Consider the following 23,665-nt stretch of genomic DNA (forward strand, 5'->3'; position numbering starts at 1 on the left):
GAAATACTTCACAAATAAACATCAAAGAAAAACATACCCTTGGAAGGATGATTAATGATGAACAAACATGTAAATAAAGTAGCTTTAATCGGAGCGGGTTTTGTTGGAAGCAGTTATGCATTTGCGTTATTGAACCAAGCGATCACAGATGAGCTTGTGGTCATTGATTTAAATAAAGAAAAAGCAATGGGCGATGTAATGGATTTAAACCACGGAAAAGCGTTTGCGCCGCAATCGGTCAAAACATCTTACGGAACATATGAAGACTGCAAGGATGCTGATATTGTCTGCATCTGCGCGGGAGCAAACCAAAAACCTGGTGAGACACGCCTTGAATTAGTAGAAAAGAATATAAAGATTTTCAAAGGAATCGTCAGTGAAGTGATGGCGAGCGGATTTGACGGCATCTTCTTAATCGCGACAAATCCGGTTGATATTCTGACTTACGCGACATGGAAATTCAGCGGCCTGCCAAAAGAGCGGGTGATCGGAAGCGGCACAACACTAGATTCTGCGAGATTCCGTTACATGCTGAGCGAATACTTTGGCGCAGCGCCTCAAAACGTGCACGCGCATATTATCGGCGAGCACGGCGACACAGAGCTTCCTGTCTGGAGCCACGCGAATATCGGCGGTATGCCGGTTAGTGAACTTGTTGAAAAAAATGCTGCGTATAAACAAGAGGAGCTTGACCAGATCGTAGATGACGTGAAAAACGCCGCTTACCATATTATTGAGAAAAAAGGTGCGACTTATTACGGTGTTGCGATGAGTCTTGCCCGTATTACGAAAGCCATTCTTCATAATGAAAACAGCATTTTAACTGTCAGCACATATCTGGACGGGCAATACGGCGCAGATGACGTGTACATCGGTGTTCCTGCTGTTGTCAACCGCGGAGGTATTGCAGGCATTACTGAGCTGAACTTAAATGAGAAAGAAAAAGAACAGTTCCTTCACAGCGCAGACGTCCTTCAAAACATTTTAAAGCCGCATTTTGCAAAACAAAACGTCAACTAGAATCAACTTCAAAGTAAAGGGCTGATTGTCAATGTGGGAGCAGCTGTATAATCCGTTTGGAAACGAGTATGTGAGCGCACTTGTGGCGCTCACTCCAATTCTCTTTTTTCTCTTGGCTTTAACTGTTTTTAAAATGAAAGGCATTCTCGCGGCATTTCTTACCTTAGCCGTCAGTTTCATCGTCTCCGTTCTGGCATTTCATATGCCGGTTGAAAAAGCCATTTCTTCTGTTTTGTTAGGAATCGGGAGCGGCCTGTGGCCGATTGGCTATATCGTCCTGATGGCGGTGTGGCTGTATAAAATCGCTGTGAAAACCGGAAAGTTCACGATTATTCGTTCCAGCATTGCCGGCATTTCGCCAGACCAACGAATACAGCTATTATTAATAGGTTTTTGTTTTAACGCGTTTTTGGAAGGCGCGGCCGGCTTTGGTGTTCCGATTGCGATTAGTGCGGCGCTGCTCGTCGAACTCGGTTTTAAACCGTTAAAAGCGGCAGCGCTCTGCTTGATTGCGAACGCAGCCTCCGGAGCCTTCGGGGCGATCGGAATTCCTGTCATTACAGGGGCGCAGATAGGTGATTTGTCCGCTCTTGAACTGTCACGGACATTGATGTGGACATTGCCGATGATCACATTTTTCATTCCGTTTCTGCTCGTCTTCCTTTTAGACCGAATGAAAGGAATCAAACAGACTTGGCCTGCCCTGTTGGTTGTGAGCGGTGTGTATACAGCGGTTCAGACATTGACAATGGCGGTGCTAGGGCCGGAATTAGCAAACATTTTGGCTTCCTTATTCAGCATGGGCGGGCTTGCGCTCTTCCTCCGCAAATGGCAGCCGAAAGAGATGTACCGGGAGGAAGGAGCCGGCGAGGCTGGTGAGAAAAAGGCTTACAGTGCCGCTGACATTGCGAAAGCGTGGTCTCCTTTCTACATTTTAACCGCGGCGATCACAATCTGGAGCCTTCCTGCCTTCAAGGCGCTTTTCCAAGAAGGCGGACTGTTGTATCAAACAACACTTCTTTTTAAAATGCCTTTTCTGCACCAGCAAATAATGAAAATGCCGCCGATTGCGCCATCTGCCATGCCGTTGGATGCAGTCTTTAAAGTCGATCTGCTGTCAGCGACAGGTACAGCGATTTTAGCGGCGGTCATCGTGACAGGGCTGTTCAGCAAAAAGTTCTCTTATCGGGATGGTTTTGTTGCCTTGAAGGAGACAGGAAAAGAGCTGTGGGTGCCGATTATGACGATCTGCTTTGTGATGGGGTTTGCCAATTTGGCCAACTTCGCGGGGCTCAGCTCTTCAATTGGGTTAGCACTGGCGAAAACAGGAGACTTGTTCCCGTTTGTCAGTCCTGTTCTCGGCTGGATCGGCGTGTTCATCACCGGTTCTGTTGTCAGCAATAACGCTTTGTTCGGACATTTGCAAGTTGTCACTGGAGCGCAGATCGGTGCGGGTTCTGATTTGCTGTTGGCCGCAAATACGGCGGGCGGGGTGATGGCGAAACTCGTTTCTCCTCAGTCTATCGCCATCGCCGCGGCAGCGGTCGGCCAGACAGGCAAGGAATCTAAACTGTTTAAGCGGACAGTGGCGTACAGCCTGATTCTGTTATTGATCATTTGTATATGGACATTTATCCTAGCAAGATTAGGAGTGTAATCAAAAAAGCAGTACATGCCAGCCATGTACTGCTTTTTCGTGTTAATTTGCTTTCTTCGCCATTTCCGCTGTTGTTTTCACTCTGGTTTTTCCCATAAACAAAATGGTGACCGCCGCAAGGACAATTGGAATCAAAGCGAGCAAAAAGACATACGTGATACTTGCGGACATCGCATCAATGATGCGATTCAGTATCGCTTCAGGAATCTGAGAACGTGTTCCTGCTTGGAAAATTTCTTGCGGATCGCCGATATTTTGCGGGGCGCCTGATCCCGCTGAGCCTTTCATGCCGCTGAAGGCGTCGCTCAGCTTGTTTGTGAACACGTTTGTTTGCACCGTCCCGAAAATCGTGACGCCCAGAGTCATGCCGAATGACCGCAAAAACGAATTGGTCGAGTTGGCCGTTCCCCGGAAACGAGGCTCAAGATCGTTCATCGATGCCGCTGGCAGAAGCGAGAAGTTAAAGCCCACACCAAAGCCTGTCACCATCATAAAGACTGTCAGCCATACGCGTGCCGTCTCCGGTGTCATATTTGATAAAAGCAGCATGCCGATAAAGAACGCCGTAACAGAAATCAGCATCAGGTTGCGGAAGCTTGCCTTCGTTTGAAAGATCCCGCCGATCATGCTCCCGATGACTGATCCAATCATCATCGGCGTCAAAATAAAGCCCGCGCTTGTCGCAGAGCTGCCGTACACCGCCTGAACGAAAATCGGAATAAATACCGCTAAAATAATGAATGTTCCGCCATACAGGAAAGCGAGAATCTGCGCAGTGGCAAACAACCGGTTTTTAAACATCCAGAACGAAATGATTGGCTCTTCCGCTTTTCTCTCCACAATAAAAAAGGCAATGAAGAAAACGGCGAAGACAATAAACAAGCCGATGATCTGAATGGAATTCCAATCGTATGTTTTGCCGCCGAGCTCAAGGGCGAACATCAGGCATACAATCGATACGACCAAGGTAACCGCGCCGCCCCAGTCGATTTTCTGCTTTCTGTGCTCCAGAGATTCTTTGTAATAGCGAATAATGAAAAACAATGACAATGCGCCGATCGGCACATTGATGTAAAACACCCAGTGCCAGCTGATCGCGTCTGTAATGATCGCGCCTAAAAGCGGCCCGAGAACACTGGATAATCCAAATACAGCGCCGAACATGCCGGACATCTTTCCGCGTTTTTCCGGCGGAAACAAATCAAAGATAATGGTAAAGGCAATTGGCAGGAGCGCACCGCCTCCAATACCCTGAATGGCCCGGTAGATGATCAGCTGATTCATCGTCTGGGCAATCCCGCATAAAGCCGATCCGATTAAGAAAAAAATAAGTCCAAACAGGAAAAAGCGTTTTCGGCCGTACATATCGGAAAGCTTGCCGTAAATCGGCATGCCAGCCATGACTGCCACCATATAGGATGCCGTCACCCAAGCAAATTTATCGAAGCTTCCAAGATCGGCTACGATGCTGCCCATCGCGGTGGCAACAATCGTATTGTCCATTGCAGACATCAAGATCCCCAGCAGGAGACCGAGGACCACAAATTTGGTGGAAGCCTGTTTTGCTAATGTTGAGTCCATTTGTTCTACCTCCTCTTACTTTTCTGTGTAAGTTTTGATAAGATGATAATAGTTTATCTATCGAATATCTTGATTATCGAGATAAATTTGATTTTATAGGGAGGACTGTCAGTTGTCAACAAGAAATTCTAGAAGTGAGTTGGAAAAGACTGCCGTTCAGCTTTTTCGGAAATTGGGCACACGAACGGTTCTGTTTCACCAGGCAGCCGCTCAAGCTCTCGGTCTGTTTCCCACCGATTTGAAATCAGCTGACATCTTAAATGAAGCAGGGCCGATGACTGCCGGGGAGCTGGGGAAAAAGACAGGCCTCAGCACGGGTTCAGTCACGGCGCTTGTTGACCGGCTGGAAAAAGCGGGGTATGTGGCTCGTGAAAAGGACCCGGATGACCGCAGAAGAGTCATGATCGTCCCATTGACCGCTTCAAAAAAACATGTAAAGGATTTGTTCCGTTCCCTGTCAGAATCGACGATGGATTTATGCCGCGACTATACCGAAGAAGAACTGGAACTTATTTTCAGTTTCGTAGACAAAGCCGCCGATATCATGGAGGAAGAGCTAAAACGTCTGAAACAGTAAGCGAATTTTGTGCATAGCTTGGCCCGTTCTCGAATAAATTGTACAAGTTACGTAAGAGAAGGGAGTACGGGCCGGTGAACATTTTTTTGAGCTATATTGTGCTTGGACTGTCCTTGTCTGCGCCTGTGGGACCAGTGAACGCGGCGCAAATAGACAAAGGAATTAAAAACGGTTTTTGGCATGCGTGGGTTTTTGGTTTAGGCGCTATGACAGCGGACGGACTGTACATGCTTTTTATTTATTTCGGGCTGTCACAGTTTTTGACCGCTCCATTTGTGAAAACGTTTTTGTGGCTCTTCGGCTTTTTTGTTCTGACCTATACTGGAATTGAAACGCTGAAAAATGTCAGAGAGCCGATGGATGTGCGAAGCTCACGAGGAAAAGCGTCGTACCAGAAAACATTCGCTTCGGGTTTTCTCATTTCACTGTCAAATCCATTGAGCATTCTGTTTTGGCTTGGGATTTACGGCAGCATACTGGCGAAAACAGCAGAGGCCTACGATATGAATCAGCTTCTGATCTATAGCTCCGGCATCATGATCGGCATTTTAATCTGGGATTTTTGCATGGCGATCACAGCCAGCATGTTCAGAAATCTGCTTCATGAAAAGCTATTAAGAGGATTGACCGGAATCGCTGGTGTGTCCCTCCTTGTATTTGGATGTTACTTCGGTTATCAAGGCATCAAACAGTTATTGGGCTGATTCATCAAGGACAGTCACCTGCCGCTTCCAGTTTTAATATAGTATCCAGATGATACTGGAGGTGGATCAATGTGGCTGGGATGTACACCAAAAGTTTTCTGGAACGTAATCAAGAAGAGCTTCTTGAATGGCAGAGAATCGCTTTTGAGCTTCTGGCAGAAACTGTGGCGGATGACGCGGATACGTTTCCATGCATTCCCGGACGGCAGGCGTTTCTGACTGACCAGCTCCGCATTGCGTTTGCCGGAGATCCGCGGGAAAATAGTACGGAGGAGGAACTGGCTCCATTGCTTGCGGAGTACGGAAGGATTTCGCGGGACACTGGAAAATACGCTTCTCTCGTTGTGTTGTTTGACACACCGGAAGATTTGGCTGAGCACTATTCGATTGAAGCGTATGAAGAGCTGTTTTGGAGCTTTTTAAATAGACTGAGCCATCAAGACAAAAAAGAATGGCCGGAAGACATTCCGGCCGATCCAGAGCATTACAAATGGGAGTTTTGTTTTGACGGCGAGCCGTACTTTATTCTGTGCGCCACACCTGGGCATGAGGCGAGAAGGAGCCGGAGCTTTCCCTTTTTCATGATCACGTTTCAGCCAAGGTGGGTGTTTGAAGAGTTAAATGGATCAACCCCATTTGGCCGCAACATGAGCAGGCTCATCCGCTCTCGTTTGAAAGCCTATGATCAAGCTCCGATTCATCCGCATTTAGGCTGGTACGGAGGGAAAGACAATCGCGAATGGAAACAGTATTTCCTCCGTGATGATGAAAAGCAGGTATCGAAGTGCCCGTTTTCTTATTTAAAGAACATGTTCAACAAAATGAAATAATATCACGAGCTGGCAGGGCGGTTTTTATGTCCCTGCTTTTTTTGATAGATCACGGTAACGACGGCAATGATCGCGAGAAACCCGATACTCACAAAAAAACCGGGCCGGCTTGATTTTTCAAACAATGTGCCGGATACAGCCGCAGCAATCAGAATCATCGCTAAATAAATTTGCGTTTTCCCCATGCCCTCGGGATCGGTCAGCTTTTTGCTGGAGAACAGGATAAACAGCCAAGTGTACAAAAGCATCAGCCCCGCTGCTGTGGTCATGTGCTCATAAATATTTTTGGGAAGCACTAATGACAGAATGATGGATAAAATAAGCCCGGCAAACGTCAGCCCCAGCGCCGGCCAGCATATTTTTTTGCCTTCCTTTAAGGTAAAGCATTTCGGCGCGTCGCCGTCATCAGCCATCGTACAAAGCAATGTCGTGACCGCAAATAAGGAAGCGACGAGGGTCGAGAACCCGGCGATAATGAAAATCCCGTTAAAAATGTCGAGGATGATCTTAAGGTTATATCCCTTTAACGACGTAATGAACGGGCTGTTCTGCTCAGAAAACGCGTCTAATGGAACCAGCAGCAAAGCCAGCCCGATCGAAATGACATAAATAACCGCCAGTGTCGCCAGCATGAGTTTCCCTGATTTAGACGCTTCTTCTGGTTTTTTTAAGTGAACCGCCATCAGCCCCATGACCTCAATTCCGCCAAAGGCGTAAAACGCGTAGATTAAACCTGTCCACAGCCCCATGGCGCCGTATGGGAAAAACTCACTCGTCTGATTTGGAACCTGTACATCATGCTTTCCGCCGGACAGGATTCCGCATAATGCCAGAATGGCAATGACAATAAACATCAAAATAGCGGCTGTTTTGATAACTGCCAGTACGTTTTCGGTCTTCTCAAACACAGACAGCCCGGTGAAAATAATCAGAAGCCCGAGCACCGCATAGATGGAAGCAAATACCCATAGCGGCACTTGTGGAAACCAATGCTTCGTAAATAGCGAAATGGCTGTCAGCTGGCTTCCGGTAATCAGCATTTCTGATGACCAATACACCCAGCCGTTGCTGAACCCGGCCCATCTGCCGAATGCTTTTCTTGCATACGCGCAAAACGAGCCTTTTTCCGGCTGCTTTGCCGACAGCTTGGCAAGCTGCTCGAATACAAAATATGTGCCGATTGCCCCAATCAGAAATGAAAGCAGAACAGAAAAACCGCTTTTCACGATGGCGATGCTGGAACCGAGAAAAAATCCTGTTCCGATTGTGCATCCTATACCGATTAGTGACAGCTGCCACCAAGCCAAATTTCCTTTTTGCTGGTCTTTTTTTGTTTGACTCATCAATTTCAACCCCTTTTATCTAAGGTTAGATTGCGACCCGCCCGAAGCTTATATACATCGGATTTTTGCCTCTTTTTACATGGGGAAGGCGGCGAACGCCCATACTAATGAAAAAAGGAGCGAAGCCATGACACAGCAATATATCGTTGAACCGAAGAAAGGGCTTGGCCTGAAGCTGAAAAAAGGGCAGATGTTGAAGGTGGTGGATGTAGAAGGGCAGCAGGTAGCAGATTTTGTCGCGTACCATGCCAAGGATTTCTATGAGCACCTTGATCAGGGAGCGACCATTGACGCCAATCATTCCATTCATGTGAAGGTCAATGACCATCTCTACTCCAATTTGTACAAACCGATGCTGACGCTGATTGAAGATACGGTCGGCAAGCATGATCTGCTGCTTCCCGCCTGCCGCCCTGATATGAACAGGCTGTTATACGGCAAGCAAAAGGATGAGTTTCAGGATACGTGCTATGACAATATGAACCGCGCGCTTGAGCAGTTTGGCGTGCCGAAGCCCCACATGCATTACCCGTTTGCGATTTTTATGAATACGGTTCTTGATGAAAAAGGGAATCTGTCTGTGGAAACACCGCTTTCGAATGCCGGAGATTACGTGAGGCTGCGGGCGGAAATGGATTTGATTGTCGCGTTTTCCTCTTGTCCGATTGAAAAAGGAAAGTGCAATGGCGACAGTGTAACGTCTATACGGGTGGAAGTCAGCTGATCTCTCTTAATTCACTGTAAATGAAAACCTGTGCTATATTTAATAGGGATACATAACGATCATGATTCATTTCCATTCATTTAGGGAAATGATCAAATAAGAATCAGTGATTGTACAGGAGGAATGAGTAGGATGAGTGTGCAGGAAACAATTATGCGTGAATTACATGTGAAGCCTTCAATTGATCCAGAGCAAGAAATTGAGGACCGAGTCAACTTTTTAAAACAGTATATTAAGAAAACAGGCGCTAAAGGCTTTGTATTGGGAATTAGCGGCGGACAGGATTCAACTCTAGCGGGGCGCCTTGCCCAGCTTGCTGTGGAAAGCATTCGCGAAGAGGGCGGAGACGCTCAATTTATCGCGGTCCGTCTTCCGCACGGCACACAGCAGGATGAGGACGATGCCCAGCTTGCTTTGAAGTTCATTAAGCCGGATAAATCGTGGAAGTTCGACATTAAGTCGATAGTCAGCGCATTTTCTGACCAGTATCAGCAGGAAACCGGCGATCAGCTGACTGACTTTAATAAAGGAAACGTAAAAGCAAGAACAAGAATGATCGCTCAATACGCGATCGGCGGGCAGGAAGGCCTTCTTGTCATCGGCACGGATCACGCGGCCGAGGCTGTTACAGGTTTCTTTACAAAGTATGGTGACGGGGGAGCGGATCTCCTGCCGCTGACCGGCTTGACGAAGCGTCAGGGAAGAAGCCTGCTGAAAGAACTGGGCGCACCTGAACGCCTATACTTAAAAGAACCAACTGCCGATTTGCTCGACGAAAAACCGCAGCAGGCGGATGAAACAGAGCTTGGCATTTCCTACGAGGAGATTGACGATTATCTTGAAGGAAAAGAAGTATCAGCGAAAGTGTCAGAAGCGCTGGAAAAACGCTACAGCATGACTGAACATAAACGCCAGGTACCGGCATCTATGTTTGATAACTGGTGGAAATAAAACCAAGAAAGCCCGCTCTCGGAGCGGGCTTTTGTCATGCGCATAATACATTCGGAGAAACACAATAAAGGCTGTGAAGTTGAAAGGATTTAATGCTTTTTTGCGTCAAAGTATTAAAATATCTCTAAAAATGTTGTACAATGAATGACATTCAGGCAAAAGCGCTTAAAGGACGGGCAAGCAGGTATCTATATAAATATTCGTAAAATGAGCATATAATGAATATAAAATTTCATTCCTTAGGAGGATTTCGCCGAAGATGAACGCAAAACGAGCCATCCCAGTAAGAGAAAGAAATATCGTCCTGATCGGATTCATGGGTGTAGGAAAAACGACAATCGGCCAATTGGTCGCTAAAAAATTATATAGAGATTTTATCGATATTGACCAAGAGATTGAAAAAGATTTCAATATGTCGATCCCTGAGATATTTGAGAAAAAGGGCGAAGACTTTTTCCGGAAAACGGAGAAGGAATATATTTTAGACATTTGCCACCATAAACGATTCAAAATCGTCTCTCTGGGCGGCGGTTCTTTTAAACAAGAGGAAATCAGAACGTGCTGTCTGGAAAACTGTCTTGTGCTTCACCTAGACCTGTCATGGGAGAACTGGAAGCAGCGAGCGGACTTATTGATCGAGAGCCGCCCTGTTCTGCATAACCGTTCAATGGATGACATGGAACAGCTGTTTAATGAAAGAAAAGCCATTTACGACAAACACAATTCAAAAGTCGCAACAGACAACCTTTCTCCTGAAGAGGTCGCCGATTATATTGCGGAGACATTGAAAATCGGCTGGGACCTTTATCAGCCAATGTGAAAGCCATGCGGAGCGCACGGCTTTTTTATTATTTTACGCCTTGAATGAAAATCGCTTTTAAGCAAAAGGAATCGGGCTGCCCATTTTGATTCCATTTGATACAGAACATGTCACGTACATCGTCTGATATGTCATGCAGGTGGGCGATGATTTGCTTTTCCCGGTCGGCAGGTGTTCCGCCTCGCTGGATCCAGCTTTCGTATTGAATCGGCAAATTCCACTTTTGGACTTCTTGATAGCCCAGCTGATGAGCGGTGAACATCGACTGCCATTCTGATAATGAGCTTTCCCGCACGTGGGAAGGGTCTCGGAGCCGGTTCAGGTGATTGACAAACTCATCAAGAACGAGGTCTTCAGGCGCGTAATGATCGACCAAGAGGAAACGTCCGTCCTTTTTCAACACACGTGCAACTTCGCTGACGGCTTTACGGATATCTGAAAAATGGTGGGCCGCGTATCGACAGGTGATGATATCAAATGATTCGTCAGGGAAGGGGAGCGATTCTGCCGTTCCTTGCTGAAAGAGCACGTTTCCCGCTCCTTTTTCCTGCGCAAAGGAGGACGCAACCTCTACCATCTCTTTCGTCGCATCAATGCCGACGCATTCCTGTACATATGGGGAAAAGGCCAGCGCCGTATGGCCGGCTCCCGCTCCGATATCCAGCACCCGATCATCAGCCCGGCATTCCGCCGTTTTCATCATCAGTCCCAAATCTTCCCCCTCGGCAAATACCTTCTCATCCCGATACATCTCGGCGTTTTTCGAAAACGGTGTTTCATTTGTCATCTAAAACCAGCCCCTTCTTTTGTAAATGATGATATGGATTATGTTAGCAATTTCTGTTATGATTCGTCCAAGATATAAAAATGATAGAGACGATAGGTTTAACCTATGGAGGCTGGAATGGATATTAAAGTGATGGAATACGCAGCTGAAATCGCTCGGCGCCAAAGCTTTACAAAGGCGGCGGAGCATCTTCATATCGCCCAGCCATCTCTCAGCCAGCAAATCAAAAAGCTTGAGGCTGAGCTTGGGCTTGCCCTTTTCCACAGATCCCACGGCGCTGTTACCCTGACACCCCACGGCCGGCGTTTCATTGAAAAAGCCGAGGACATCATTCGTTCCAGAGATGACTTGCTCCGGGAGATGCAGGAGCGGTCGCAGGGGCTCGGGCACAAGCTTTCCATTGGGATTCCCGCTGTCACGGGGAGATATCTCTTTCCGCCCCTGCTGAGGAAATTTTTGGCGCGCTATCCTCATGTAGAGGTTCAGCTTGTTGAAAAAGACCCTGCTTCATTAGAGGACATGACGGCAAAGGGAGAGGTTGACCTTTCTGTTTTGTCCTTGCCGATCGAGGATGAACGGCTCTCCATTACACCTTTGCTTACGGAACCGATTGTTCTCGCGGTGCCGAAGGAAAAACAAAGGTGGATGCCGCCGGAAATGACCGCGTTGATTGAGAAAGCGCTGGAAGGAGAGGCGAACCGGGAGCTGTGTGTGCCCCTTGAAATGGTCAGGGATGTGCCGTTTATTCTGTTAAAAGAGGGCTTCGGATTTCGCAGGACCGTTCTCGATCTCTGTGCGGAAAGCGGCTTTAAACCGAATGCCGCCTTTAAGACGAGCCATATTGAAACCGCGCAATCTCTTGTGGCCAACGGCTTAGGTGTGACAATGGCGCCGAATATGGTCAGAAGGGATAAGGACCCGGGTGTGATCTATTTATCCATCCAATCCGCGCCATCCCGAACCCTTGTCTTTGTATATTTAAAGAGCCGATACGTTAGTCTGACGGCTCAGGCTTTTATGGAAATGAGCCGGGAAAGTTTTAAACAAACGTTTGATGAAGAGTGTTTGGGAAACAAGAATGAAAATATGTAGAAAACGTGGTACTATAGGAACACAAACTAAATCTAACAAAACAAAGGGGGATAATCGGAAATGCAACTATTCGATATGCCGCTCGACCAATTGCAAACGTATAAGCCTGAAAAAACAGCGCCGAAAGATTTTTCTGAGTTTTGGAAATCGTCTTTGGACGAACTTGCAAAAGTCCAAGCAGCACCTGATTTACAGCTGGTTGATTATCCTGCTGATGGAGTCAAGGTCTACCGCCTTACGTATAAAAGCTTCGGAAACGCCCGCATTGCCGGATGGTACGCGGTGCCTGACAAGGAGGGACCGCATCCGGCGATTGTCAAATATCACGGCTATAACGCAAGCTACGATGGTGAAATTCATGAAATGGTAAACTGGGCGCTCCACGGATACGCCGCATTCGGCATGCTTGTCCGCGGGCAGCAGGGCAGCGAAGACACGAGTATTTCTCCGCATGGCCACGCTTTAGGCTGGATGACGAAAGGAATCCTTGATAAAGATACATACTATTACCGTGGCGTTTATTTGGACGCCGTTCGCGCGCTTGAAGTCATCAGCCGTTTTGAGGAAGTCGACGAAACAAGAATCGGTGTGACAGGCGGAAGCCAAGGCGGCGGCTTAACGATTGCCGCGGCAGCTCTGTCAGACATTCCGAAAGCCGCGGCAGCCGATTATCCTTATTTAAGCAACTTTGAACGGGCCATTGATGTGGCGCTTGAACAGCCGTACCTTGAAATCAATTCCTTCTTTAGAAGAAATGGCAGCCCGGAAACAGAGGAACAGGCAATGCAGACACTTTCATATTTTGATATTATGAATCTTGCTGATCGAGTGAAGGTGCCTGTCCTGATGTCGATCGGCCTGATTGACAAGGTCACGCCGCCGTCCACCGTGTTTGCCGCGTACAATCACTTGGAGACAGAGAAAGAGCTGAAGGTGTATCGCTACTTCGGACATGAATATATCCCTGCCTTTCAAACGGAAAAACTAGCTTTCTTTAAGCAGCATCTGAAAGGCTGATAAACTTGAAAAGCCGCCGCACCTCATCAGGCGGTTTTTTTCTGCAAACTGCCGGAATGAAACCAGACTGGAGACGAATAGATATGAAACAAAGGATCATTGATGAATTAAAACGAATCGAACAGTCATACGGAGTTAAAATCGTATATGCCGTTGAATCAGGAAGCCGCGCCTGGGGATTCCCATCCCAGGACAGTGACTACGATGTCCGCTTTATTTATGTGCCGAAAAAGGAATGGTATTTTTCAATTGAGCAGGAGCGGGATGTCATTGAGGAACCGATTCACGATTTGCTGGATATCAGCGGCTGGGAGCTGAGAAAGACGCTGCGCCTTTTCAAAAAATCAAACCCGCCGCTCCTTGAATGGCTGTCCTCAGACATTGTGTATTACGAAGCATTTACAACTGCAGAGCAGCTCAGAAAGCTGCGGACAGAGGCATTTAAACCCGAAGCGAGCGTGTATCACTATATCAATATGGCGAGAAGGAACGTCAAGGATTACCTTCAAGGGCAAGAGGTCAAAATCAAAAAGTATTTCTACGTGCTTCGGCCTATCTTGGCTTGCAAATGGATTGAAAAGCACGGAACCATTCCGCCAATGGATTTTACTGTGTTGATGAATGAACTTGTTACTGATTCTGAGCTGAAGGCGGAAATGGAAACCTTGCTTGAACGGAAAAGAAGAGGCGAAGAGCTGGATCTTGAAGCGCGAATCCATGTCATTCACCAATTCATCGAAACGGAAATTGAAAGAATCATGGAAGCGGCAAAAACGATGAAAGCAGAACAGAAGGATATGACGCCTGAACTGAATCGTTTGCTTTTGAATACGGTTGAAGAAGTGTGGAAGGATGGAGGAAGCTGATGTTTTTTGTCGCTTCCTTTTCCCCTTTATTCGACACGATTCCCCGACTTTCTAACTATCTGATTGTGGCAAATCCACAAAAATAATCAGAATCTTTGTATTTTGAGAATATTGTGAACGCCGGTTTTGTCCATTTACAATAAACTCATACAAATACTTCTTAGATTGCGGGGTGTTGAGGTTGGAAGTGATCACAAGAGATTTTTTCTTATTTTTATCCAAAAGCGGCTTTCTCAATAAAATGGCGAAGAACTGGGGAAGCCGGGTAGCAGCGGGTAAAATTATCGGAGGGAATGATTTTAACAGTTCAATCCCGACCATTCGACAGCTAAACAGCCAAGGCTTGTCAGTTACTGTCGATCATTTAGGAGAATTTGTGAACAACGCCGAGGTCGCGCGGGAGCGTACGGAAGAGTGCATTCAAACCATTGCGACGATTGCGGATCAACAGCTAAACTCACACGTTTCTTTAAAAATGACGTCTTTAGGTCTCGATATAGATATGGATCTGGTCTATGAAAATATGACGAAAATCCTGCAGACGGCCGAAAAGCATAAAATCATGGTCACCATTGATATGGAAGATGAGGTCAGATGCCAGAAAACACTTGATGTTTTCAAGGATTTCAGAAAGAAATACGAGTATGTGAGCACAGTGCTGCAAGCCTATCTGTACCGAACGGAAAGTGACATTGACGATTTGGATTCTTTACAACCGTTCCTTCGCCTTGTAAAAGGAGCTTATAAAGAATCGGAAAAAGTAGCTTTCCCGGAGAAAAGCGATGTCGATGAAAATTACAAAAAAATCATCCGGAAGCAGCTCTTAAACGGTCACTATACAGCGATTGCCACGCATGACGACAAAATGATCGATTATACAAAGCAGCTAGCCAAAGACAATGGCATCGCCAATGACCAGTTTGAATTTCAGATGCTGTACGGCATGCGGTCGCAAACCCAGCTCAACCTCGTAAAAGAAGGTTATAACATGAGAGTCTACCTGCCATACGGCGAAGATTGGTACGGCTACTTTATGAGACGCTTAGCAGAACGTCCGTCAAACATTGCATTTGCTTTTAAAGGAATGACAAAGAAGTAAAAAAAGGAGAGATTATCATGACAACACCTTACAAACACGAACCATTCACAAATTTCCAAGATCAAAACAACGTGGAAGCGTTTAAAAAAGCGCTTGCGACAGTAAGCGAATATTTAGGAAAGGACTATCCGCTTGTCATTAACGGCGAGAGAGTCGAAACAGAAGCGAAAATCGTGTCGATCAACCCAGCTGATAAAGAAGAAGTCGTCGGCAGAGTGTCAAAAGCTTCTCAAGAGCACGCAGAGCAAGCCATTGAAGCTGCCGCGAAAGCATTCGAAGAGTGGAGATACACGTCTCCGGAAGAAAGAGCGGCTGTCCTGTTCCGCGCTGCTGCCAAAGTCCGCAGAAGAAAACATGAATTCTCCGCTTTGCTTGTCAAAGAAGCAGGGAAGCCATGGAACGAGGCGGATGCTGATACGGCTGAAGCGATCGACTTCATGGAATATTATGCGCGCCAAATGATCGAACTGGCAAAAGGCAAACCGGTCAACAGCCGTGAAGGCGAGAAAAACCAATATGTATACACGCCGACTGGTGTAACAGTTGTCATTCCGCCTTGGAACTTCTTGTTTGCGATCATGGCGGGAACAACAGTGGCGCCGATCGTTACTGGAAATACCGTTGTTCTTAAACCTGCGAGCGCTACGCCTGTCATTGCTGCGAAATTCGTTGAGGTGCTTGAAGAGTCTGGATTGCCGAAAGGCGTAGTCAACTTCGTTCCTGGCAGCGGGGCGGAAGTTGGTGATTACCTTGTTGACCATCCGAAAACAAGCCTGATCACTTTTACGGGATCAAGAGAAGTTGGCACGAGAATTTTCGAACGTGCGTCTAAAGTCCAGCCGGGCCAGCAGCACTTAAAACGTGTGATTGCTGAAATGGGCGGAAAAGATACAGTTGTCGTTTGTGAAGATGCAGATGTTGAACTTGCCGCACAATCGATCTTCCAGTCAGCGTTCGGCTTTGCGGGACAAAAATGTTCTGCAGGTTCACGTGCAGTTGTCCATGAAAAAGTGTATGATCAAGTATTGAAGCGTGTCATTGAGATTACGGAATCAAAAGTTACGGCAAAACCTGACAGCGCGGATGTTTATATGGGACCTGTTATTGACCAAGGTTCTTATGATAAAATTATGAGCTATATTGAGATCGGAAAACAGGAAGGGCGTTTAGTAAGCGGCGGCACTGGTGACGATTCAAAAGGATACTTCATCAAACCGACGATCTTCGCAGATCTTGATCCGAAAGCAAGACTCATGCAGGAAGAAATTTTCGGGCCTGTCGTTGCATTTTCTAAAGTGTCAAACTTTGACGAAGCTTTAGAAGTGGCAAACAATACTGAATACGGTTTGACAGGCGCGGTTATTACAAACAACCGCAAGTACATCGAGCGTGCGAAACAGGAATTCCATGTCGGAAACCTGTACTTCAACCGCAACTGTACGGGCGCTATCGTCGGCTACCATCCGTTTGGCGGCTTCAAAATGTCCGGAACGGATTCAAAAGCAGGCGGTCCGGATTACCTGGCACTGCACATGCAGGCTAAAACAATCAGTGAAATGTTCTAAAGCGGGACTAAATGGGCATCCTCCCTGCGGGGATGTCCATTTCATCCATATACCATAAAAAAGAGGAGGAAGTGCCATAGAAAACACACAGCTGATTATTTCGATTTGTATTTATATGGCGGGGATGATGCTGATCGGCTACTTCGCTTACAAGCGCACGTCGAATCTGACGGATTACATGCTTGGAGGACGCTCTTTAGGTCCGGCCGTAACCGCTCTCAGTGCGGGCGCTGCCGATATGAGCGGCTGGCTGCTGATGGGGCTCCCGGGTGCCATGTTCTCAACAGGTCTGAGCGGGATTTGGATTGTGTTCGGACTTTGCCTCGGAGCATGGGCGAACTGGCTCTATGTTGCGCCGCGGCTGAGAACCTATACTGAACAAGCGGGGAACTCCATCACAATTCCCGGGTTTCTTGAGAATCGCTTCGGAGACCATTCGAAGCTGCTGAGACTGTTTTCAGGGATTGTGATTTTAGTCTTCTTCACATTTTATGTTTCGTCCGGAATGGTATCCGGCGGCGTTTTATTCAACAGTATTTTGGGGATGGATTATCATACAGGCTTATGGGTTGTAACTGGTGTTGTTGTGGTTTATACCTTATTTGGCGGCTTTTTGGCAGTCAGCTGGACGGATTTTGTTCAGGGGATCATTATGTTTGCCGCACTCATCCTTGTTCCAATCGTTACGTTTTTCCATACGGGGGGAGCAAGTGAAACAGTTACTGAAATCCGGTCTGTTGATCCAGATATGTTTGATATTTTTAAAGGAACAAGCGTCCTTGGCATTATTTCTTTGTTTGCCTGGGGTTTGGGATACTTTGGACAGCCGCATATCATTGTGCGCTTTATGGCGATAACGTCTGTCAAAGAGATCAAAAGAGCGCGCAGGATCGGAATGGGATGGATGATGCTGTCTGCAGTCGGCGCTGTGCTGACCGGTTTGGGCGGACTCGCTTATTACCATCAGAATGGCATGACACTGAAGGACCCAGAGACGATTTTTATTCAATTAGGGAATATCTTGTTCCATCCGATTATCACAGGCTTTCTCATTTCAGCGATTTTGGCCGCGATTATGAGTACAATTTCTTCCCAGCTGCTTGTGACATCAAGCTCTCTGGTGGAAGATTTGTATAAGTCGATGTTCAGGCGCTCGGCTTCTGATAAAGAGCTGGTGTTTTTGGGCCGTTTGGCTGTCCTTGTGATTTCTGTCATCGCGTTATTCCTTGCTTGGGAGAAAAATAATACGATCCTTGGATTGGTAAGCTACGCGTGGGCGGGCTTCGGTGCATCATTCGGGCCGGTTGTGCTGCTCAGTCTGTTTTGGAAACGAATGACCAAATGGGGGGCACTCGCCGGCATGATTGTGGGAGCAGCAACTGTAATCATTTGGGCGAATGCCGGTCTTTCGGACTTTCTGTATGAAATCATACCTGGTTTTGCTGCGAGTCTATTATCTGTCTATATCGTCAGTATATTGACGCGGGCTCCGTCACAAGCTGTTGCAGACCAGTTTAAAGACTACCAAGATACAATGTCACAATGAAGATTGAAAGGAGGAGGAAGGGGCTGTCCCTTTTTCCTCTTTTCCCCTTTTAAACGGCCGTTTTTTTCTTTTGGAAATGAACGTATTTTTTTCTATACAAATAGACCCGGTATGGATATGATTAAAGTAAAAAAAGTATAGGAGAAAAAGGTATGGAAGAGCTTTTAGAGAGAGTTTTTTCATTTTCAGATGTTGATAAGCTGATTGACTTTATCAGTTATGAACTGCAAAAACCAGTCATACTGGAAAGCGCGGATTTCTTTTTGTTAGCCTATAATTCTTACTATATTAACCATTTTGACTCTGCCAATCAGCAGACTATTTTTTCAAAAAAATGTCCGGTTCAGATTTTTGAGAGGTTTCTAAAGGATGGAGTCATTGAAAAGCTGAAAACAGAACCTGAGCCTTTTCGCGTCAATAAAATTGAAAGCATTGGGTTAAACCAGAGAGTGGTCGTGAGCGCAAAGCACAAAGGGGACGTCATGGGCTACATCTGGGTTCAGGAGCTGGACGAAAATCTGACGGAAGAAGAACTCGACTTTTTGTATGAGACCTCTTTCCATGTCGGGAAAATCATTTATAAAACCAATAAGCTGAAACAGGAGAAGGAAGAACAAGCAGAAGATCTGATCAAACGGGCGATCTATGAGCAATTCACATCTGAGAAGGAACTCAGACGGGAAGCCGAAAGAATCAACACCGTGCTGCCTTCCATGTTTTCAGTTGTCATCCTGCACGCCGCGAATGGAGATGGAGAAGCGGTTGAGGATTTAAAGGAAAATATCAGGTCGTATTTAAATTTAAGGGATAAAGTCAGTCATGTCTTAACGATCGATTCAAATATTGTCATCGTCGTAGCGAGTTTTTCCCAAAAAAGCTCCGTCTCCTCGGCAGCTTCTGAATTTATTAACAAGCTGTTAACACATTTTCACTTTCAAAAAATTCCCACCCCTATTTATATCGGTATCGGAAACGAATATGATCACCTTTTAAAACTTGGCAAGAGCTACACAGAAGCGCTTGAAGTAATAAAAGCAGCGGAGATCACCGGCAATCAAGAAAATATTCCATATGAATATGCAAAACTCGGCATTTACCGTTATTTAGAGAGCATTGAACAGAAAAATCAATTTTTAGAATACGAGAATAAGGATTTGGCTTTATTAAAAGCAAAAGACCAAGAAAGCAGCACCGAACTGCTGAAAACGCTGGAAATCTATCTCCTCAACAACTGCAAAACAAAACCAGCAGCAGAACAGCTGTTTATTCACCAAAATACATTGAATTACCGCATTAAACAGATTACTGAAATGACGTCGATTAATTTAAGCGATTTTAGGACACGATGCCAGCTTTATCTTGATTTGATGCTGATGAAAAAGAAATAAAAAAGAAACCAGTACATGTACTGGTTTCGTCTTCACTTAAAATCCTCTGTAAACATAAGGATCATCAGGCTTTTTAATGGTGTTCCAGTCGGTCACTTTCACGACAGGGAGAGTTGACTTGAATGGCTGATAATATTCTGAGGCCAGCGTGCCTTTAATATGAATCCATTCATCATCCTTGATGTTCATGTCCTTCGGAAACTCCACAAGCATCCCGTACACGCCGGAATCAGCGATACAGTGAATGATGCCAAACCTCAACACGAACAGCTGGTTTTTGTTAATCGCATTTCCTTTATACGCAAATCCATGAAATTCAATCGTCCGTCCGAGAAATTCACCCGGGTAGTTATAAATGGTTTCCATTCCTTTTAGGAAATCATCATCAGTCAGAGAAATCTCTTTTTTGCCGGAATACTTATCAAACAGCTGTTTCATCTGTTTGTCATAGCTGTCTTGCGCGTAATAAAGGCTGGCATCAGGCCGCAAATACTGTGTTTGCGAATAATGGTCTCCGCTCTCCATCGCTTTAAACGAGAACCCTTTTGTTTTGACAATGGATGAGTCAAGCGTCGCAATCGGGAAGAAAATACCTGACACCAAAGGAAAAAGAAAAACAACATAAATCAAATAACGCTGATAAAACGGCTTGTTTTGTTCATGGTCATGCTCGTGATCGTGGCCACATCCGCACCCGCAATCATGATCATGGTGATGCCCGCCTTTATCAGGCGATTTGATAAATACATATGCTTGAACGGCTGTCAGAATGGCCAACAGGAAGATCGCAATAAAGGAAAGATAGGAATATTTCATATTGATATATTTTGTAAGATTTCCTGAGGCATGCAGATGATAAAAGAAAAACGTAAATCCCATCAGCACCAATAGACGAAACATCCAATCACCCCTTTACCAGTAGTGATCCCGCTAAGACGAGCACGACAATGTACGTAATCAGCAGGAAAACAAATCGTTTTTTGAAGGCCGCAAGCATCATCAATAGATTCTTAATATCCACCATCGCCCCAAATACGAGAAAGGCGATGAGCGATCCTAATGAAAATGTGCTGCTGAAGGAAGACGCGATGAACGCATCGACTTCTGAACAGAGCGACAAGACAAACGCCAGCCCCATCATCACAAGGGAAGAAGATACATCATTTTGCCCGATCGCAAGCAGAGTGGATGTTTTGACATACGTCTGCATAGCGGCTGCGATAAAGGCGCCGATGATTAAGTATTTCCCCACGGAGAAAAATTCATCAATGGCATGCCGCAAGGTCCCTCCCAGCTTTTGTAGCAGGGTGTGGTGATGATGGTGGTGATGCCCGGGTTCCTCAGGATTTAAAAGCTGGTTATCCTTAAATTGATAGGATAAGATGATTCCAATGATCAACGAAACGGCAAGCGCCAGTCCGCCTCGATAAAAGACAACGCTCCATCTATTCCCGAACGCAATAAAAGTAGAAAATAAGACGATAGGATTGATGATAGGCGCGGTCAGCATGAAAGCAACGCCCGCATGCAGAGGAACCCCCTTTAACAGCAGACGCCTCGTTATTGGGATAATGCCGCATTCACAGGCGGGAAATAAAACGCCGGCCAGCGCGCCGAATAAAACAGCGAGAAAGCGGTTCTTTGGCATGATTCTTGCAATCATTTCTTCAGAAACAAACATTTGAATGATTCCGGAAAGGATGACGCCGATCAGAATAAACGGAATGGCTTCTATTAAAATGCTGATAAAAATTGAATTCAGCTGAAGAAAAGATGATTGTGCTGTCACAATAAAACCTCCGCTCATGTTAAGCTGCCTTTTATCATATCAGAAAAAAAAGCACTGCTTGTTTGACGGAGGAGGAGGAAAAATTGTTTCACTTTGTTTAGGATTCTAAAAATTCGAATATGATTCTATCTGTTTCAGCAGCGTCTTTCCCGAGCCAAATCAGGTGCCCCCATGAGTGAAGCAAACAGAGAACAGCGCCAGGAATGTGTTTTTTAGCATGATGGGCATGTGACTTGTCGATAAAACCATCATAAACACTTTGCATAATCAATACGGGGCATGAGATGGCCTGCAGCTCCTTTGAAGAGATAGCGGCGGTTTGTGACAAGTCTAGCAGAAAGCCGTCACCGGAGCGCTGCCGGCTGTTCATTTTCCGAAATGCTTCAATGTCTTTTTCGTCCATCATGGTCTTGATTCTCTGAAACGAAAGCGTGCTGAATTGCGGGCTCATGGCTTTGAACATCAAACGCGGGAAGGCGTTATTCAGAGAAGAAATCAGCTTCCATATCCACTTTTCCACAGGCGGGCGGAAGAGGATTTTTCCCATTCTATATTCAGCGTCTTTTGGGGTGAGCCATTCTTTGGTCACCGCGGATTGCAGGGTCAGAGTGATTACCCTTTCAGGATAATGTGAAGCAAAACTTATGCCGCTCGGGCCTCCTGCTGAGATGGCCATCACATGCACACTGTCAATTTGCAGATGATCTAATAGCTTTACATAGAAACGGCAGGCCTCAGCAAGACTTTTTCCGATCTCTTTTGACGTCTGTCCGTAACCGGGCCTTGAAGGCGTGATGATGGAATACCCCTGTTCAATCAGTCCTGTGTACCCGAACTCCTCGTAACAATTTGAATGTCCGCCATGCATGACAAGAATGGGGGTTCCCTTGCCCGCAACGGAATATTCAAGCGTATGTCCTTCAATAGTGATCGTTTCGACTCGTCTTTTCATCTGTTTCTCCCATTTGTTTTCTGCCTATTATAGGGCTTTCAACCATTTACCACAAGGAGGAGAAATGAATAAACACAAGTCATGAAATATGATATACTTTGTATTGATATTCATTCTCAATTAAAGTGGTTTTGATATAGATGTGAACGGGAGGCAGGACGGATGGCTGAGAATCAAGAGGTATATGACGTTACGGTGATAGGCGGGGGGCCGATCGGGCTGTTTACGGCTTTTTACTGCGGGATGCGGGAGCTGAAAACGAAAGTGATCGAATTTTTGCCGCGGCTCGGAGGCAAAGTGTCTTTATTCTTTCCTGAGAAAATCATACGCGATATCGGCGGAATACCGGGGATTGCGGGAAAGCAGCTGATCGAGCAGCTGAAGGAGCAGGCGGCGACGTTTGATCCCGACATCGTGCTGAATCAGCGTGTGACCGGATTTGAACGCCTGGAAGACGGCACCATTGTGCTGACAGGTTCTGAAGGAGAAAAGCATTATACTCGTACCGTGATTTTAGCTGTTGGCATGGGAACGCTTGAGGTCAATGAGTTTGACAGTGAGGATGCGACCCGGTATGCGGGCAAAAATCTTCATTATGGAGTGGAGAAGCTTGATGCCTTTAAAGGCAAGCGGGTCGTGATATCAGGCGGCGGTGATACTGCAGTCGATTGGGCCAATGAGCTGGAACCGATTGCGGCGTCTGTGACTGTTGTTCACCGGCGCGAGGAATTCGGCGGAATGGAAAGCAGCGTGACGAAAATGAAGCAATCATCGGTGCGGGTGCTCACGCCCTATCGTCTGGAGCAGCTACGCGGCGATGAGGAGCGCATCCAAAGCGTGACTGTTTGTCATACTGCGTCAGGCCAGAGGGAAGACATAGAGGTTGACGAGCTGATCATTAATCATGGTTTTAAAATTGATCTCGGACCGATGAAGGAGTGGGGGCTGGAGATTGAAGAAGGCAGGGTAAAAGCGGACACACATATGCGGACGAACCTTCCGGGCGTGTTTGTGGCGGGTGACGCGGCTTTTTATGAAAGCAAGCTGAAATTGATTGCCGGCGGCTTTGCAGAAGGCCCTACAGCGGTCAACAGCGCGAAGGCTTATTTGGACCCTAAGGCTGAGAATATGGCGATGTATTCAACCCATCACAAAAAATTGGTGCATAAATAAAACAGCCCTTGAGAAAAGGGCTGCTCAGATTGTTGACAAAGTCATAAAACGGTTTTCGTTTTATGACTTTGTCATCTTTTCAGCGTGATTGAAAACCCTTGAAGTCTAGGAAGGACGAGCATTGGAGCACAGCGAATGCAGCAATTCGTGAGCACCAACGCGCAGGACTGACAACGAATGCGAG

At 46.2% G+C, this 23,665-nt stretch carries 22 protein-coding genes; 16 read left to right on the top strand and 6 right to left on the bottom strand.

Features of this window, described 5'->3' with window-relative positions; all coding sequences use genetic code 11:
* Positions 1 to 54 precede the first annotated feature (54 nt).
* On the top strand, positions 55 to 1,020 hold the full coding sequence (locus M1D98_RS01750) for an L-lactate dehydrogenase (protein ID WP_456279936.1): 966 nt from the start codon (positions 55 to 57) through the stop codon (positions 1,018 to 1,020).
* 31 nt (positions 1,021 to 1,051) lie between these two features.
* Complete coding sequence (locus tag M1D98_RS01755) at positions 1,052 to 2,677, top strand: L-lactate permease (RefSeq protein ID WP_456279937.1); 1,626 nt, start codon at positions 1,052 to 1,054, stop codon at positions 2,675 to 2,677.
* A 42-nt stretch (positions 2,678 to 2,719) separates the two neighbouring features.
* On the opposite strand, the gene bmr3 is transcribed toward M1D98_RS01755, so the two are convergent.
* Positions 2,720 to 4,258 (bottom strand): multidrug efflux MFS transporter Bmr3, encoded by a 1,539-nt coding sequence (bmr3, locus tag M1D98_RS01760; RefSeq protein WP_456279938.1) that lies wholly within the window; start codon positions 4,256 to 4,258, stop codon positions 2,720 to 2,722.
* Positions 4,259 to 4,370: 112 nt separating this feature from the next.
* Between bmr3 and M1D98_RS01765 the strand changes: the two genes are divergently transcribed.
* From M1D98_RS01765 to M1D98_RS01775, 3 genes are all read left to right on the top strand, one after another.
* Positions 4,371 to 4,835, top strand: coding sequence for a MarR family transcriptional regulator (locus M1D98_RS01765; protein WP_010331362.1), 465 nt, complete (start codon positions 4,371 to 4,373; stop codon positions 4,833 to 4,835).
* A gap of 74 nt (positions 4,836 to 4,909) precedes the next feature.
* On the top strand, positions 4,910 to 5,539 hold the full coding sequence (locus M1D98_RS01770) for a LysE family translocator (protein ID WP_010331361.1): 630 nt from the start codon (positions 4,910 to 4,912) through the stop codon (positions 5,537 to 5,539).
* An 80-nt stretch (positions 5,540 to 5,619) separates the two neighbouring features.
* Positions 5,620 to 6,369, top strand: coding sequence for a YqcI/YcgG family protein (locus tag M1D98_RS01775; RefSeq protein ID WP_041952628.1), 750 nt, complete (start codon positions 5,620 to 5,622; stop codon positions 6,367 to 6,369).
* A 2-nt stretch (positions 6,370 to 6,371) separates the two neighbouring features.
* On the opposite strand, the gene M1D98_RS01780 is transcribed toward M1D98_RS01775, so the two are convergent.
* Positions 6,372 to 7,712, bottom strand: coding sequence for an amino acid permease (locus M1D98_RS01780; RefSeq protein WP_010331359.1), 1,341 nt, complete (start codon positions 7,710 to 7,712; stop codon positions 6,372 to 6,374).
* A 127-nt stretch (positions 7,713 to 7,839) separates the two neighbouring features.
* Between M1D98_RS01780 and M1D98_RS01785 the strand changes: the two genes are divergently transcribed.
* From M1D98_RS01785 to M1D98_RS01795, 3 genes are all read left to right on the top strand, one after another.
* Positions 7,840 to 8,436, top strand: coding sequence for a DUF1989 domain-containing protein (locus M1D98_RS01785; protein WP_121641840.1), 597 nt, complete (start codon positions 7,840 to 7,842; stop codon positions 8,434 to 8,436).
* A gap of 132 nt (positions 8,437 to 8,568) precedes the next feature.
* Positions 8,569 to 9,387, top strand: coding sequence for an ammonia-dependent NAD(+) synthetase (gene nadE, locus M1D98_RS01790; protein WP_456279939.1), 819 nt, complete (start codon positions 8,569 to 8,571; stop codon positions 9,385 to 9,387).
* Positions 9,388 to 9,646: 259 nt separating this feature from the next.
* Positions 9,647 to 10,207: a shikimate kinase gene (locus tag M1D98_RS01795; RefSeq protein WP_010331357.1), complete on the top strand. Its 561-nt coding sequence runs from the start codon at positions 9,647 to 9,649 to the stop codon at positions 10,205 to 10,207.
* Between the two features lie 28 nt (positions 10,208 to 10,235).
* On the opposite strand, the gene M1D98_RS01800 is transcribed toward M1D98_RS01795, so the two are convergent.
* Positions 10,236 to 10,994: a class I SAM-dependent methyltransferase gene (locus M1D98_RS01800; protein ID WP_456279940.1), complete on the bottom strand. Its 759-nt coding sequence runs from the start codon at positions 10,992 to 10,994 to the stop codon at positions 10,236 to 10,238.
* Positions 10,995 to 11,111: 117 nt separating this feature from the next.
* On the opposite strand from M1D98_RS01800, the gene M1D98_RS01805 reads away from it, so the two are divergent.
* From M1D98_RS01805 to putR, 7 genes are all read left to right on the top strand, one after another.
* Positions 11,112 to 12,086, top strand: coding sequence for a LysR family transcriptional regulator (locus tag M1D98_RS01805; RefSeq protein WP_268558649.1), 975 nt, complete (start codon positions 11,112 to 11,114; stop codon positions 12,084 to 12,086).
* A 60-nt stretch (positions 12,087 to 12,146) separates the two neighbouring features.
* Positions 12,147 to 13,103 carry a cephalosporin C deacetylase gene (cah, locus tag M1D98_RS01810; RefSeq protein WP_435576939.1) on the top strand — a complete coding sequence of 319 codons (957 nt, stop codon included), beginning with the start codon at positions 12,147 to 12,149 and terminating at the stop codon, positions 13,101 to 13,103.
* A gap of 83 nt (positions 13,104 to 13,186) precedes the next feature.
* The gene (locus M1D98_RS01815; protein WP_100739678.1) at positions 13,187 to 13,969 is read left to right on the top strand and encodes a nucleotidyltransferase domain-containing protein; all 783 of its coding nucleotides are present in this window, start codon (positions 13,187 to 13,189) and stop codon (positions 13,967 to 13,969) included.
* A gap of 187 nt (positions 13,970 to 14,156) precedes the next feature.
* Positions 14,157 to 15,068, top strand: coding sequence for a proline dehydrogenase PutB (gene putB / locus M1D98_RS01820; protein WP_082246424.1), 912 nt, complete (start codon positions 14,157 to 14,159; stop codon positions 15,066 to 15,068).
* A 17-nt stretch (positions 15,069 to 15,085) separates the two neighbouring features.
* Complete coding sequence (pruA, locus tag M1D98_RS01825) at positions 15,086 to 16,633, top strand: L-glutamate gamma-semialdehyde dehydrogenase (RefSeq protein ID WP_010331351.1); 1,548 nt, start codon at positions 15,086 to 15,088, stop codon at positions 16,631 to 16,633.
* A gap of 124 nt (positions 16,634 to 16,757) precedes the next feature.
* The gene (gene putP / locus M1D98_RS01830) at positions 16,758 to 18,179 is read left to right on the top strand and encodes a sodium/proline symporter PutP (protein ID WP_010331350.1); all 1,422 of its coding nucleotides are present in this window, start codon (positions 16,758 to 16,760) and stop codon (positions 18,177 to 18,179) included.
* 152 nt (positions 18,180 to 18,331) lie between these two features.
* The gene (gene putR / locus M1D98_RS01835) at positions 18,332 to 19,567 is read left to right on the top strand and encodes a proline utilization transcriptional regulator PutR (RefSeq protein ID WP_268521978.1); all 1,236 of its coding nucleotides are present in this window, start codon (positions 18,332 to 18,334) and stop codon (positions 19,565 to 19,567) included.
* 36 nt (positions 19,568 to 19,603) lie between these two features.
* On the opposite strand, the gene M1D98_RS01840 is transcribed toward putR, so the two are convergent.
* The 3 genes from M1D98_RS01840 to M1D98_RS01850 form a co-directional block, all read right to left on the bottom strand.
* Positions 19,604 to 20,467: a TIGR03943 family putative permease subunit gene (locus tag M1D98_RS01840; RefSeq protein WP_010331348.1), complete on the bottom strand. Its 864-nt coding sequence runs from the start codon at positions 20,465 to 20,467 to the stop codon at positions 19,604 to 19,606.
* Between the two features lie 4 nt (positions 20,468 to 20,471).
* The gene (locus M1D98_RS01845) at positions 20,472 to 21,356 is read right to left on the bottom strand and encodes a permease (RefSeq protein WP_456279941.1); all 885 of its coding nucleotides are present in this window, start codon (positions 21,354 to 21,356) and stop codon (positions 20,472 to 20,474) included.
* Positions 21,357 to 21,453: 97 nt separating this feature from the next.
* The gene (locus tag M1D98_RS01850) at positions 21,454 to 22,308 is read right to left on the bottom strand and encodes an alpha/beta fold hydrolase (RefSeq protein ID WP_121641849.1); all 855 of its coding nucleotides are present in this window, start codon (positions 22,306 to 22,308) and stop codon (positions 21,454 to 21,456) included.
* A gap of 162 nt (positions 22,309 to 22,470) precedes the next feature.
* On the opposite strand from M1D98_RS01850, the gene ffoR reads away from it, so the two are divergent.
* A complete protein-coding gene (gene ffoR / locus M1D98_RS01855) occupies positions 22,471 to 23,481 on the top strand; it encodes a ferredoxin--NADP(+) reductase (protein ID WP_121641850.1) in 1,011 nt (336 codons plus the stop codon).
* Positions 23,482 to 23,665 lie beyond the last annotated feature (184 nt).

The sequence above is a fragment of the Bacillus sp. K7 genome (genome assembly GCF_053903245.1).

Coding starts and splice junctions, on each gene's coding strand:
- M1D98_RS01750 (WP_456279936.1), top strand. CDS start 55: ATGATGAACAAACATGTAAATAAAGTAGCTTTAATCGGAGCGGGTTTT.
- M1D98_RS01755 (WP_456279937.1), top strand. CDS start 1,052: ATGTGGGAGCAGCTGTATAATCCGTTTGGAAACGAGTATGTGAGCGCA.
- bmr3 (WP_456279938.1), bottom strand. CDS start 4,258: ATGGACTCAACATTAGCAAAACAGGCTTCCACCAAATTTGTGGTCCTC.
- M1D98_RS01775 (WP_041952628.1), top strand. CDS start 5,620: ATGTACACCAAAAGTTTTCTGGAACGTAATCAAGAAGAGCTTCTTGAA.
- M1D98_RS01780 (WP_010331359.1), bottom strand. CDS start 7,712: ATGAGTCAAACAAAAAAAGACCAGCAAAAAGGAAATTTGGCTTGGTGG.
- M1D98_RS01785 (WP_121641840.1), top strand. CDS start 7,840: ATGACACAGCAATATATCGTTGAACCGAAGAAAGGGCTTGGCCTGAAG.
- nadE (WP_456279939.1), top strand. CDS start 8,569: ATGAGTGTGCAGGAAACAATTATGCGTGAATTACATGTGAAGCCTTCA.
- M1D98_RS01795 (WP_010331357.1), top strand. CDS start 9,647: ATGAACGCAAAACGAGCCATCCCAGTAAGAGAAAGAAATATCGTCCTG.
- M1D98_RS01800 (WP_456279940.1), bottom strand. CDS start 10,994: ATGACAAATGAAACACCGTTTTCGAAAAACGCCGAGATGTATCGGGAT.
- M1D98_RS01805 (WP_268558649.1), top strand. CDS start 11,112: ATGGATATTAAAGTGATGGAATACGCAGCTGAAATCGCTCGGCGCCAA.
- cah (WP_435576939.1), top strand. CDS start 12,147: ATGCAACTATTCGATATGCCGCTCGACCAATTGCAAACGTATAAGCCT.
- M1D98_RS01815 (WP_100739678.1), top strand. CDS start 13,187: ATGAAACAAAGGATCATTGATGAATTAAAACGAATCGAACAGTCATAC.
- pruA (WP_010331351.1), top strand. CDS start 15,086: ATGACAACACCTTACAAACACGAACCATTCACAAATTTCCAAGATCAA.
- putP (WP_010331350.1), top strand. CDS start 16,758: ATGATGCTGATCGGCTACTTCGCTTACAAGCGCACGTCGAATCTGACG.
- putR (WP_268521978.1), top strand. CDS start 18,332: ATGGAAGAGCTTTTAGAGAGAGTTTTTTCATTTTCAGATGTTGATAAG.
- M1D98_RS01840 (WP_010331348.1), bottom strand. CDS start 20,467: ATGTTTCGTCTATTGGTGCTGATGGGATTTACGTTTTTCTTTTATCAT.
- M1D98_RS01850 (WP_121641849.1), bottom strand. CDS start 22,308: ATGAAAAGACGAGTCGAAACGATCACTATTGAAGGACATACGCTTGAA.
- ffoR (WP_121641850.1), top strand. CDS start 22,471: ATGGCTGAGAATCAAGAGGTATATGACGTTACGGTGATAGGCGGGGGG.